The 12,676-nt window shown below is 42.8% G+C and carries 11 protein-coding genes; 6 read left to right on the top strand and 5 right to left on the bottom strand.

What is annotated here, in order from left to right; genetic code table 11:
• From E1163_RS17050 to E1163_RS17025, 6 genes are all read left to right on the top strand, one after another.
• Positions 1-187 (top strand): T9SS type A sorting domain-containing protein (locus E1163_RS17050; protein ID WP_221418019.1); only part of this gene is annotated, 187 nt, incomplete at its 5' end.
• Between the two features lie 6 nt (positions 188-193).
• Entirely contained in the window at positions 194-604 is a 411-nt protein-coding gene (locus E1163_RS17045) for a hypothetical protein (RefSeq protein WP_155173663.1), read from the top strand.
• Between the two features lie 46 nt (positions 605-650).
• Positions 651-2,162, top strand: coding sequence for an MFS transporter (locus E1163_RS17040; RefSeq protein WP_155173662.1), 1,512 nt, complete (start codon positions 651-653; stop codon positions 2,160-2,162).
• A gap of 40 nt (positions 2,163-2,202) precedes the next feature.
• Positions 2,203-2,661 carry a nuclear transport factor 2 family protein gene (locus E1163_RS17035; protein ID WP_155173661.1) on the top strand — a complete coding sequence of 153 codons (459 nt, stop codon included), beginning with the start codon at positions 2,203-2,205 and terminating at the stop codon, positions 2,659-2,661.
• 205 nt (positions 2,662-2,866) lie between these two features.
• Positions 2,867-3,691 (top strand): OmpA family protein, encoded by an 825-nt coding sequence (locus E1163_RS17030; protein ID WP_185156126.1) that lies wholly within the window; start codon positions 2,867-2,869, stop codon positions 3,689-3,691.
• Between the two features lie 115 nt (positions 3,692-3,806).
• On the top strand, positions 3,807-5,003 hold the full coding sequence (locus E1163_RS17025; RefSeq protein ID WP_155173659.1) for an aspartate aminotransferase family protein: 1,197 nt from the start codon (positions 3,807-3,809) through the stop codon (positions 5,001-5,003).
• A gap of 8 nt (positions 5,004-5,011) precedes the next feature.
• Here E1163_RS17025 and arsC read toward each other — a convergent pair whose 3' ends face one another.
• The 5 genes from arsC to E1163_RS30625 all read right to left on the bottom strand — a co-directional run.
• Entirely contained in the window at positions 5,012-5,353 is a 342-nt protein-coding gene (arsC, locus tag E1163_RS17020; protein ID WP_155173658.1) for an arsenate reductase (glutaredoxin), read from the bottom strand.
• A gap of 2 nt (positions 5,354-5,355) precedes the next feature.
• Positions 5,356-5,898: an ATP-dependent protease subunit HslV gene (hslV, locus tag E1163_RS17015; protein WP_155173657.1), complete on the bottom strand. Its 543-nt coding sequence runs from the start codon at positions 5,896-5,898 to the stop codon at positions 5,356-5,358.
• A 133-nt stretch (positions 5,899-6,031) separates the two neighbouring features.
• A complete protein-coding gene (locus E1163_RS17010; RefSeq protein WP_155173656.1) occupies positions 6,032-7,669 on the bottom strand; it encodes a pyruvate dehydrogenase complex dihydrolipoamide acetyltransferase in 1,638 nt (545 codons plus the stop codon).
• 85 nt (positions 7,670-7,754) lie between these two features.
• Positions 7,755-10,670 (bottom strand): hypothetical protein, encoded by a 2,916-nt coding sequence (locus tag E1163_RS17005; protein WP_155173655.1) that lies wholly within the window; start codon positions 10,668-10,670, stop codon positions 7,755-7,757.
• A gap of 70 nt (positions 10,671-10,740) precedes the next feature.
• The coding region (locus E1163_RS30625; RefSeq protein ID WP_221418018.1) for a tetratricopeptide repeat protein at positions 10,741-12,676 on the bottom strand (1,936 nt) is incomplete at its 5' end.

The raw sequence follows: 12,676 nt of genomic DNA, 5'->3' as shown, positions 1-12,676 counted from the left end.
TATTAAACAGGATGGCCGATTCAGCAGGATTACGATCTATAACCTGATGGGCCAGGTTGTTTTGGCCAAGGATATCGTTTTCCAAAATGAAGTGGTTATGCTTTCTTTCTTGCAGCCTGGTCAGTATATTCTGGAGTTGACCGGAAAATCGGAAAGTGTTAAACTCAATATTCAAAAACATAGATAAGTGTTAATGAAAATTATAAATAGCTTAATCATATTTGGACTTGTGTTTTCCCTGGCTTGTGTCAATGGGAAAACACAATCCTCAAATTATAAATCAGTATCTGAGGAAAAGCTCAGCGGAAAAATTGAACATGTTTTCAGTTCTGATTCTTCTTACGTGCTGAGCTACGTTGAGACCAAAGGGACGGCAAAGCAGCCTCAGAATAATATTAAATATATTGTTCATGACCTTAAAGCTGACAAGGTGGTGTATGAAGATGCACTGGATAACGGATCAGTCAGCTTTTACAACGATCATGCAATAAAAATTGTAATGATTCCCGGGATCATGCGGGAAGGTCAGAGCCAGGACGATTTCACTTATGTTTACGATTTAAAGACTAAGGAAAAGAAAACCCTGACTGAACTTAAAAATTAAAACAAAAAGGGCGCCGAATGGCGCTCTTTTTTATTAATATCGCTTTATGCTATCTAATACTCAGCAAAAAGCGACACTAATAGCCACTATAATGGCCTCTAGCATGGCCTTTATAGATTCAACCGCACTTAACGTTGCCCTTCCTGCCTTACAGAGTGACCTTGACATGAAAGGATCTTCCCTCCTATGGGTGATCAATAGTTATGCATTGTTCCTATCAGCCCTATTGCTCACCGGAGGTTCTTTAGGCGACAGGTATGGAAGAAAGAAGGTTTTTATTGGGGGTATTATTTTGTTTTCCATAGCCTCTGTCCTTTGTGGGTTGTCAACTTCTTCCACTATGCTCATTCTGTCAAGAAGCTTACAGGGTATTGGTGGCGCTTTAATGGTACCGGGAAGTCTATCCATTATTTCCGCATTGTTTCCTAAGGAAGAGCGCGGCAAAGCTATCGGCACCTGGTCAATGTTTAGTGCAATGACTACGGTATTTGGCCCGGCCCTTGGAGGATGGCTCGCGGGTATGGGCCTGTGGAGATTAGTCTTTTTCATCAATATTCCATTGGCTGTTATCGCACTGTTTTTTCTAAGAAAGGTTCCTGAAAGCAGAGATGTCCATGCCTATAAAAGTGATAACCTCGGGGCCCTTTTTGCCACACTGGCTCTTGCATGCCTGACTTACGGCTTTATAGAAGCGCCTAATTATGGGTTCAATACTCCCAGGATTTTCGTATCCCTGCTGGCTGGATTCTTATTACTAATCGTATTTGTATTGCGGGAAAAGAAAGCATCAAGTCCCATGATGTCTTTATCATTATTTAGGTCTAAGACTTTTAGCAGCACAAACACTATCACTCTTTTTATCTATGCAGCACTGGGTGGCTTTCTGTTCTTTTTCCCTTTAAACCTGATCCAGGTCCAGGGGTATCCGGCAGAAATTGCTGGGTTGGTTATGCTCCCTTTTGGCCTGCTAATCGCTTTTCTATCACGGTGGTCAGGGCACCTTGCTGATAAGATAGGTGCCAGAACACCTTTAATTATAGGATCAATGGTCACTGCTATTGGCTTCTATTTATTTTCCATACCAGGGATCACTGCAGGCCCGTCAGATTTTTGGGAAACCTTTTTTCCCGCCATACTTACCATAGGTATTGGCATGGGATTAACCGTTGCTCCTCTAACCACTGCTGTAATGAATGCAGTGCCTCAGGATAAAACAGGGTCGGCTTCCGGCATTAACAATACCATAGCCAGAACAGCGGGGGTACTGGCTATTGCCATCATGGGAGCTTTTGGCGTTATCACCTTCAAGAGTAGTTTTCAGGAGAACACCGCACAACTAGAGCTTTCCGGGCCTTTACAAAAACAACTGAATGAAGAAATTCCCAAGCTGGCTGAGGCCCGGCCACCGGAAGGCACCACAAAAGAGGAGAAACAGATTATAAACAGCGCCGTAAAACTGTCATTCATAGAAACCTTCAGGCAGTCTGCACTTATAGCATGTATTTTAGCCGGGTTAAGTGTGTTTACGGCATATTATTTTATTCCAAAAAAGCGCTAAATTGAAAACTGATAAAGGTTAGAGACTTAAACAATCACTCATGAAACGAATTATGATCATTATTTTATTGGGCTGCACTATCACTGGTATAGCCCAGGAAAAGGAAGCCGTCAATAGTTTTCTTGATGACTGGCATAGAGCTGCTGCAGAAGCCAACGCAGAGGTTTTCTTTGGCAGTATTGCCGAAGATGGCATTTATATAGGCACTGATGCGACCGAAAGGTGGGACAAAGAATCCTTTTGGGATTTCTCCAAACCTTACTTTGACAAAGGCAAAGCCTGGGACTTCAAACCTTACGATCGGCAGTTGAACTTCTCAGAAAATGGTGAAATAATATGGTTTTCTGAGCTTCTTGATACCTGGATGGGTGTTTGCCGTGGATCAGGAGTATTAAAAAAGACGAAAGCGGGCTGGAAGATCATGCAGTACCATTTGTCAGTAACTGTGCCCAACGACGATATTCAGGAATTTATCAAGCTGATTGTTAAGGAGAACTGATTACAAAAAGCATTTTTCATTAAAAAACTTACACTCAAATCTGACCACCTAATAGGATTAGAAACTTAAAAAACACCATTTTACTGGTTACAATTTAAGTTTTATTTGTATATTATACTGAATGGGATACAAAATTCAGCTATACGAGTTGACATCCTATTCAAAATATTACAAATTGCTTTTATGGCAAAAAAATAGATCAAAAATGGGTTTTGTTGAGTTGGTCAGGTTTAGGGTTATTTGCTTTGGTTTATTCTTATTGCTTCTGGTTTTTTCTCCGAATGCAGAAGGACAGAGAAAGAAAAGTAAACACACCAAAGCATTTTACAAGTCACGTTATACTCCCGCAAAAAAGGCGGATAAGCAGTGCTTTCAATTATTCAAAAAGAAATATAGCAAACCTAAGCATAAGGATAATCAATCATTTCTGGCCTCCTTATTTGGCACTCCAAAGTCCAAATCAAAACCAATGGCCGAGGTAGACCCTAATGATACCCCACCACCACCGGTAAAGCCAAAACCACAACCGGTTGTTAAAAAAGAACCCGAAGAAAAATCTTTTGAAGAGCAGACTATTGCAGAGAAGCATGACAAAGAAGATCAGGTGCTGGAAAAAAATAATATTCCAAAGCCAACTTCTGCAAAACATGAGGAAATACGCAAAAAGGTAGAGACTAAACTTCAAACGCATAAAGATGGAGAGCCTATAGAACTGGAGCCCCTGTACTTTATTTATGACGATGCGGAGTTCTCCGTAGTAGATATGGAACCCTTCCTGATAGCCGTGGAATACGCTCTGCAGGGCCGGATGATCCTCATTGAAGGGCATACAGATAGCGATGGCAAAGATGACTACAACGTTAAGCTCTCCATACAAAGAGTAGAGAAGATCCGGCAACTCATGCATGACATGGGGGTGCCGGATGACAGGATTTCCGTGGTTGGTTATGGTGAAGAGAAATCCGCATTTGACAACACTACCGAAGAAGGCCGCCAGAAAAACCGAAGAGTTGACTTCAAAGTTTTTTAAGCACTCAAATCATTTCAAGCCTTCCCGACAATAATTGAGCATATTTTTACGATAATATTGTAAGTTATATCATGTCTATGGCTGACTAATATTGATAATGATTTAGCTTTACATCATGAATTTCAGTCATTCGGTTTTCTTAAAACACATTGCACAAACTACTGGCAGTCCCTTTCTAATAGACGTTGAACGTGGGGAGGGACTATACCTATATAGCCCTGAAGGTAAGGCATATATGGACTTGATCTCCGGCGTTGGAGTAAGCAACATTGGGCACAGACACCCCCAGGTAGTAAAGGCTATTAAAGAACAGCTTGACAAACACCTGCATGTAATGGTTTATGGTGAATTTGTGCAATCCTCTCCTAACGAGCTGGCTGAAAAGCTGGTGAGCTTACTGCCTGACAACCTGAATTGCTGCTACTTTGTCAACAGTGGCACTGAGGCCAACGAGGGCGCACTAAAGCTGGCCAAGCGGTACACTGGAAGGACTGAGATTATTTCATGCCGACGGTCATACCACGGCAGCACTCATGGCTCCATGAGCGTATCTGGCAATGAGGTAAAAAAATATGCCTTCAGGCCTCTGCTGCCGGATGTCAGGTTTATAAACTTTAACAGCTTGGCTGACCTTGATCAGATCACCACAAGAACGGCCGGAGTTATTATTGAGACCATTCAGGGTGATGCCGGGGTCAGGGTACCTTCCCCGGAATACATGAAAGCTTTAAGGGCAAAGTGTGATGAAACCGGCACCCTTCTCATTTTTGACGAAATACAAACCGGCATCGGGCGAACGGGAAAAATGTTTGCTTTTGAACATTTTGATGTAGCACCAGACATTCTTACCTCTGCCAAAGCTCTGGGAGGTGGTTTACCTATTGGCACCTTCATCTCCTCATACGACATGATGCAGTGTCTTACACATAGCCCCATGCTCGGCCACATCACAACTTTTGGCGGTAATCCGGTATGTTGTGCTGCGGCTCTCGCTACCCTTCAGGTAATTGAAGACGAAAAGCTACTCGAGCAGGTAGAGGAAAAAGGATTGCTCTTTGAGCAACTGCTACAACATAGCAGGATTAAAGATATCAGACGAAAAGGGCTTTTATTTGCGTTTGAGTTCGAAACGAGTGAAGAGGTTGCTTTTATCGTGCAGGAATGCCTTAAAAATGGCGTGATATGTTTCTGGTTCCTCTCCTGCCCTAATAGTTTCAGGATAGCGCCTCCCATAAACATTACAAACGATGAAATAAGGGAGGCATGCAAAATCATAAGGGAGGCTATTGACTTGCTGGATAAGCAGCAATAGCCATCCGGCTATATCAGTTCCTTTACGTTTTCCGGTGGACGGCCTATAACGGCCTTATTATCTTTTACAACAATCGGCCTTTCGATGAGGATCGGGTTTTCCTCCATGGCATATATCCACTCATCATCGGTAAGGGTCTTACCTTTATACTTTTCTTTATAAATAGCCTCTCCCTTTCTTATCAGGTCTTCTGGTTTGATGCCGAGCTTTTCAATGATCTGTTTTAAATCGCCTTTTGCAGGTGGGGTTTTAAGGTATTCTACTACCTGAACCATTGCACCGGAATCTTCAATTATACCTAAAGTTTCACGGCTCTTCCTGCATCTGGGATTATGATAGATAGTTAACATAGTTAATCTTTTATAGTTTCAATCACCAGGTTATGGTTTGTATAGATACAAATATCGGCAGCTATATTTAAGCTTTCCCTTACCATATCTTCTGCAGAAAGGCCTTGTGCATGCTTTTTCAGAGCAAGCGCTGCTGACTGGGCATACATGGCTCCTGATCCTATAGCTGCAACATTATTATCAGGCTCAAGTACGTCGCCAGTACCTGACACAACCAATACTTCATTTTTATCTGCGGTGATCAACATTGCCTCCAGCTTTCTGAGGTAACGGTCCGTACGCCAGTCTTTAGCCAACTCTATAGCCGCACGCTTCATATTACCGCCGTAACTGTTAAGCTTTTCATCAAACCTCTCCAGAAGGGTAAAGGCATCGGCCGTAGAACCTGCAAATCCTGTCACTATTTTCCCATCTTGCAGTTTCCTAATCTTCTTTACATTGCTTTTGGCTACATAGTTGCCCATGGTAGCCTGACCATCGGCACCTATGGCTACTTCTCCGTTATGTATAATCGCTAATACGGTTGTTGATCTTACTTTAGTCATTCCCATGTATGCTTCTTTTTAGTATCAGCTCCCGCGATATAACAAGAGCAGTAAATATTTATTACAAATCAGATTAAATAAATAACCCTGACAATTAACAAAACTGCCAGGGTATATTGTTTGCTTTTCTATATTATACCAGTATCCTGACGGGGTTTTCGAGCAATCCTTTCAATGTCTGAAGGAATGCTGCTCCCAAGGCTCCGTCTACCACTCGGTGGTCTGATGATAAAGTTACTTTCATTACGTTGCCTGGCACAAGCTGACCATTTTTAACAACAGCAGTTTCTTTAATACCACCAACTGCCAAGATACATGCATCCGGTGGATTAATAATGGCTGTAAACTCTTCCACACCGAACATACCCAGATTGGAAATAGTAAAGGTATTGCCTTCCCAATCTGATGGCTGCAGCTTTTTGCTATGTGCTTTTTCTGCCAGTTGTTTTACTTCTGCTGAGATATGCGACAAGGATTTGTTATCGGCAAATCTTACTACAGGAACAAGTAATCCCTCGTCTACAGCTACGGCAACACCAATATGAATGTGCTTGTTGTACCTGATCTTATCACCTAACCACGAAGAGTTTACTTTAGGGTGCTGTCTCAACGCGGCGGCTACCGCTTTAATAACGAGATCATTAAAGCTTATTTTCACTGGAGAGAACTCGTTCATGGACTTTCTGGCTTCTATGGCCTTGTCCATGTTGATCTCCATGGTAATATAAAAATGAGGTGCGGTAAACTTGCTTTCAGAAAGTCTCTTTCCAATAGTCTTTCTCATTTGAGAGACACTTACCTCTTCGTAGCTCTCCTCGCCTACCACTTGTGGTATGTTGAAAGATGTTCCTTTTTCTTCTGCAGCCTGCTGCACAACTTCAGTGGCAGGAGTGTACTCCTCCACATCCTTTTTCACAATTCGTCCGTTATCTCCGGAACCTTTGATCTTTCTAATATCGTAACCTTTTTCCTCAGCCATCTTTTTAGCCAGAGGAGAGGCCTTCACTCTGCCACCTTCGGTAGTAGAAGAAACCTTAGCATCTGTTGTGCTTTCCTTCTTTTCAGCTTTTTCTTCGGAAGGTGCAGGTTTTGTTTCTTTTTTCTCTCCGGCGTCTGATCCTGATTGTTGCTTGGCTTTATGGGATTTTAGCAGTTTTTCGTAATCAGCACCTTTTTCACCGATAACGGCTATCACACCATCAACCTCCACAGCATTACCCTCTTTAACTCCAATATACAGAAGCGTACCATCTTCGTAAGCTTCCAGCTCCATGGTGGCCTTATCAGTCTCTACTTCGGCAAGTATATCACCTGCACTTACCTGATCACCTTCTTTCTTTAACCATGAGGCAATGGTGCCTTCTGTCATGGTATCACTCATCTTAGGCATGGTGATCAAAGTAGCGTTTACATCAGAAGCGTCCACCTCCTCTACTTCTTCTTCGGGTGCTTCCTGCTTCTCTTCTTTTTTATCTGCTCCATTGGAGCTTCCACCGCTTTTAGCCTCTTTAAGCAACTCACTTATATCTTCCCCTTCGTCACCTATTATAGCTATAACACCATCAACAGGTACCGATTCCTTTTCCTTCACACCTATATGCAATAGCGTACCGTCTTCATAAGACTCCAGCTCCATAGTAGCCTTATCTGTTTCTACTTCTGCTAATATATCACCGGATTTGATTTTGTCTCCTTCTTTAACCAGCCATGACGCGATAACACCTTCTTCCATGGTATCGCTCATTTTAGGCATACGTATTACTTCAGCCATAAGTGTGTATTAAAAATTTAGTTGTCAAAAATAGGTCTTAATATCCCTTTATTCAAATAATGTGTTTCTAAAAATTATGTTCTTCCTAAAAGCTGATATTTGAAATCAGGAACTCAAATTTACTACCTCCTGATTTAAAATTATTAGGTTCGGCATAAGAAAATCTGAAACCCAGGGCAATATCAGCCGGAAAACGTAAAAAATTTACATCAAAAAGTACATCCGCCCCCACTGAGTGGTAGGTATCTTCACGCTGTAACCTTACCCGCTGGGCCTGATTGACCAGGTCAATTTCAGAATAACCGTAGTCATAAAAGAGATTTGTCCTTATCCTTTTGAGGTTTAACAATGGTCCGAGAGCAATATCCGGGTACCACAAAGGTAGAGTGTAGTTTGCCGATGCAGCGAAAAAGTCTTCCCAGGTGCTATGCGAGTAACCTCTGGGCAAGGGGATCTGGTTGGATAATAAGTAAGTGTCATTGTTCAGGGTATCAAGCTTCCAGGACTTATGCTGGTAGGCCCCACGCAGGTAAAACGAATGATGTTTAAATAGGCCAGGAAAATAAAGGGTACCGCGCAAGGCCAATTGTCCGGCATCATAATCGCCCCCAAACGGAGAGCTGGTATAGCTACCAGCAAAGGATTGCCCCCACTTACTATTTATATCCCTGATGCTTTGCTTAAGCAGGTTAAAGTAGTTAACAGTGGCTACATTGGTGTACAGATCTCCGTCGGACTGTTGATCAAGGAACCTGAAATTCTGATTGAAGTTTTCCACTTTGGTTATGCCCACCTCATTTTCTAGTGATAGTTCCCGGTGGTATTTAGACCTTGTCAATAATAGTGGTAATCTTAAGCCCACATCTACAGAAGTTTCGTCCCAGTTAAACGTCACATCTTCCACCTGGTTGTTTTCATTGGTAACTGCTTCTTCCGTTGATCGTGATCCTTTTGATACCTGGAGGTCAATGATAGGATAAAAGCCCTGGTAACTGACGTTGACATAACCAAACCCGGTCTCTTCAACAGCATCGTATTGATAGCCAAGGGAAATGGCGGTAGTACTCAGTACATCTTGCGAAAATACACCAAACTGAGCGCTGTTAAGGTCAGTACTGGCATAAGGCCCCCAGCTATGAAGGTTAATGATATGACCAAGCCTGCTGTATTTCTTTTCAGGATACTCGGTAGCAGGCACACTGTTCAGGATATCCTCATGCCCCTCCTGCTCCACCACAGGCTGATAATATTTCACCGAACGATCTTCAACCGCCGTGAGCAGCCTCCAACCAGACTTATCCAAAGGTATTCTTACCACATCCAGGCCATTAACCGTATGGTCGTTATAATAGACAAAATCACCGGCATTGGATATTTCAGGATTATAAGCACCATATTTACTGCTGGTGACCTGGTAATACTCGCCTGATTCCAAATCATACATATAAATATTGTCAATACCACTCAAGGGTGAGTTGTAGAAAAGCATATTCTTGTATAAAACAGGGTGTCCCTTATTCTCGTAGCTTGCAGGCACAAGTGTCTGCTCAGCCCCGGAATTGACATTGAATGCTACAACAGAACGGCCCGCTTCGGTTGTTTTCAATGCTACAATGCGCTCACCGTCATCTGACCACCTTGCCATGGAATAAAATGCATTTTCAGGGTTATCAAAACGCTTGATTTCCTGACCGGTATCATAATCCAATATAACAAGGTATGTATTCTGGTCTTCTGTAGTCAGCACGGTCACGATGCGGCCGGCATCAGGGGATATAGCCGCTCCGCCGTACCTCGTCTTATGGGTGATTACCTTAAGTTTTTCTGTTTCAAAGTCAAATGCTTTGATCACGGAATAAGTACGAACCCTCCAGCGCGGATCAAAATGGATTTCGTTCCAAACTACCTTATTTTTGGCAGAGGAAAGCATACCACTTTCATTCATGATTCCGGGAACGAACACTTTCTCATCTTCCCCATCGGCACCGATATAAACAAACTGCTGGATATCTCCTATGCCAGATTTTAATGCTACCAACTTGCCATTATCAAGTATCTGAGGAAAACTATAATCCGTAAAGGCTTTGGATCTTCGTTCATTAACCGGCTCAAACCGTGTGGTCTCCAGCCCTTGCAACTGTTTAGTCCAAACACTATCCAGTTCATTCATCATCATATCGTAATTCTTCACCAAATAGGTGCCTGTATGTCTTTTTAAGGCATTGGAGAAAGTAAAAGGTATGAAAGGCCACGAGAACGCACTGTTTGAAACTTTCCCCCAGATGTCAGGGTCATTGGTCCTTCTTCTTAAATGGGTTACAAAATGATAGCCTAATACATAGTGGTTAGGTATGTAATCCTTATACGATCTGAGGTGCTGCTTATGATAGTTGAAGCGCTTACCTTCCAGCAGGTTGGCCCTAAATACTCTATTAAACGATGGTATCCGGCCTCTTCCGCTGTGCGTGAAGCTGGTTTCTATGGCTGTAGCATCACCCTCCCAAAACCAGGGTGGCGCCGCAGAAAAAGCCATCCCTGCCTGAGTATTTTCTCCGAACAGATAATAGAAAAACTTGTTCCAGCCGGTTTTGCTTTGTTGGAATTGCACAATATGCCGGTATTCATGCACGGCAAGCAGGTCCAGCCAGCGGTTAGTACCTATAAAGTTATAATCCTGCGGTGGCATGGTATAAAACTCTGATCTTCGCGGGCCGAGGGTCACAAACCCGTTGGAAACGGAATTCTGGTTTTGCAGGATGAGTGATATCTTTCGTGGGGCATCCTCCCCCATAGATTCGGTTTCAGCCATTCTCACATGCTCCAGTGTATTAGCTACCCGCTGGGCCTCTTTGCTATATCCATGAGGGAATATCACCCGAAACCCTGGTGTATTGATCTGCCTCCAATCCATAGCCGGAGGGTTATTATCCAATACCTGCTTTTGACCACACACCACAAAAGGTGCTATAGTCAAAATAAATAAACATAAATACTTTTGCATAAACTCGCCTATTCTCTTCCCCTAAAATAGACATATTTTGAGAAAACAAGTATTTATGCGCACAAAGCTGCTAGTGTAGATTGGGCAGGAGTATTTTGAAAGAGGTACCTATTTTTTTCTCGCTTTCAAGGTCAATGGTGCCTCTCAGCTTCTGAACAATGTTCTTTGTGACATACAAGCCCAGACCTGACCCTGTGGAAAGCTCTTCTCCTCTAAAGAACATATCATAAACACGCTTTTGAAATACCCTTTCAATACCGACACCATTGTCGCTTACTTTGATCAGGCATTCGTTTTCATTGCCTTCAACGGTGATCTCCACCCATGGCTTTTCTTCCTTATGAAGGTCCCTGAAAGTAATGGCGTTGGACACGAGGTTATTGATTATGATCTTAACGCGCTCTTTATCAGAATAAAAAATGGCTTTTTGATCCAGATTGACCCGCACCTCTATGTCTTCATAACCATTTTTATAGGTAGCTACGGCATCATTGATCAGTTCTTCGAAGTCAATCTTCTCCCTGACCACCCGCAGGTTTTCATTTTTAGAGATATCTGCAATATCCCTGATCACTTTTTCCTGTTTGCGGATCGTACCTTCAATCATTTCAAAATAGGGCAACTGCTCCGGGGTGGCGGTTCTGGACACGAGGTTGGTGATACCCAATATGGTTGCTATTGGGGCTTTAAGATCATGACTGGTCCGGTATATCAGCTCTTCCATCTCATTGTTGAGCTTTTCTATTTTGAGCTGCCGCTGAATGAGCAGGTCTTTCGTGGTACGCTGTTTTAGCCTGTGGTATATAAAAATAAAAACGGAAACAAGTAGCAAAATAACCACCCCGCCAATCGAAAGGTACAACCAGCCTCTTTGCTCCTCAATCCGGGCCAGGTTGAGCAGGTTCTCCTGTTCTTTCTCAAAAAGCACCTCTTGTTTCTCTTTATCATAATGATATTTCATTTCCAGGCGGGCCAACTCACCTACCTTGCGGCTATGATTAAGCTCATCGCTCAACTTTTTAAAGTACTGATAATAGATCAGGGCCTGCTCATAATCACCTTCGGATTGATAGATCCGGCTCAACAGCTCGGCTGCCTCGGATTCATTGACTATTATTCCTACTGTACGGCCTTGCTCTACTCCTTTTTTGAGGTATTTAATGGCGGAGTCATTATCTCCCATTTTAAAATAAGTTATGCCAATACTATTATTTATAATAGCCTCAGCACGCTCATTGTCAATTTCATCCACCAGCTTTTGGGCTGTAAAATAATTTTCAAGGGCCCTGTCATATTCTCCCTGCTTATAATAAAGCTCTCCCAGTGAATGTATGGATCGGGCCTGCCCGTTAATATCATGCTCTTCCACGGCCAGTCCTCGCGACAGGCTAAAATATACTTTGGCAGAATCATAGCGGTCATGGTCACTGTACAACTTACCCAACTGGTTATATACGAGGGAAAGTTTGGTGAAATCATCTGTTTCAGACGCCAGGTTTTGCGCTTTGTGGTAATAAAAAACGGCTTCTTCAAAATTCCCTAAAATATCGTAAGTGCTTCCCAGCGATATATAAGAGTCTATTATGCCCGGCTCATAATTGATCTTTTGGCTCAGCTTCAGACTTTCCAGGTGCTCCTCAAGATATTTGTCATATTCACCTATCCCCCAGAAAATCACACCCCTCTCATTGATGGCACGAATTATACCTTTAAAATCGTGAAGATCCTCATACTCGGCCATGCTTTTTTCCAGGTGTCCAAGCGCTTCTTTATAGTGGTTCTGTCTGCCAAGCACTACACCTATGATCAGTTGCGACAATGCTGTACCTTCCCGGTATTGAAACTCACCAGATAATGAATCGGCTTTCTCCGCCAATGACAATGCCTCTTTGAGCTGGTATGCATCCGAATACTGTATCGCTAAGTTATTGAGCGAATCTATAGCCCTAACATCAGCGTGACCATGCCAGGCAGGCAGGGATGTGCTCATAAAGAGAAAGAAACTA

This window comes from Fulvivirga kasyanovii (genome assembly GCF_009711405.1).
GTDB classification, from domain to species: Bacteria; Bacteroidota; Bacteroidia; order Cytophagales; family Cyclobacteriaceae; genus Fulvivirga; species Fulvivirga kasyanovii.
This window is presented reverse-complemented; position numbering and strand designations above follow the sequence as displayed.

Bases quoted from the DNA above. Each gene is read 5' to 3' on its own strand.
- E1163_RS17045 (WP_155173663.1), top strand. From the start codon at position 194: ATGAAAATTATAAATAGCTTAATCATATTTGGACTTGTGTTTTCCCTG.
- E1163_RS17040 (WP_155173662.1), top strand. From the start codon at position 651: ATGCTATCTAATACTCAGCAAAAAGCGACACTAATAGCCACTATAATG.
- E1163_RS17035 (WP_155173661.1), top strand. From the start codon at position 2,203: ATGAAACGAATTATGATCATTATTTTATTGGGCTGCACTATCACTGGT.
- E1163_RS17030 (WP_185156126.1), top strand. From the start codon at position 2,867: ATGGGTTTTGTTGAGTTGGTCAGGTTTAGGGTTATTTGCTTTGGTTTA.
- E1163_RS17025 (WP_155173659.1), top strand. From the start codon at position 3,807: ATGAATTTCAGTCATTCGGTTTTCTTAAAACACATTGCACAAACTACT.
- arsC (WP_155173658.1), bottom strand. From the start codon at position 5,353: ATGTTAACTATCTATCATAATCCCAGATGCAGGAAGAGCCGTGAAACT.
- hslV (WP_155173657.1), bottom strand. From the start codon at position 5,898: ATGACTAAAGTAAGATCAACAACCGTATTAGCGATTATACATAACGGA.
- E1163_RS17010 (WP_155173656.1), bottom strand. From the start codon at position 7,669: ATGGCTGAAGTAATACGTATGCCTAAAATGAGCGATACCATGGAAGAA.
- E1163_RS17005 (WP_155173655.1), bottom strand. From the start codon at position 10,670: ATGCAAAAGTATTTATGTTTATTTATTTTGACTATAGCACCTTTTGTG.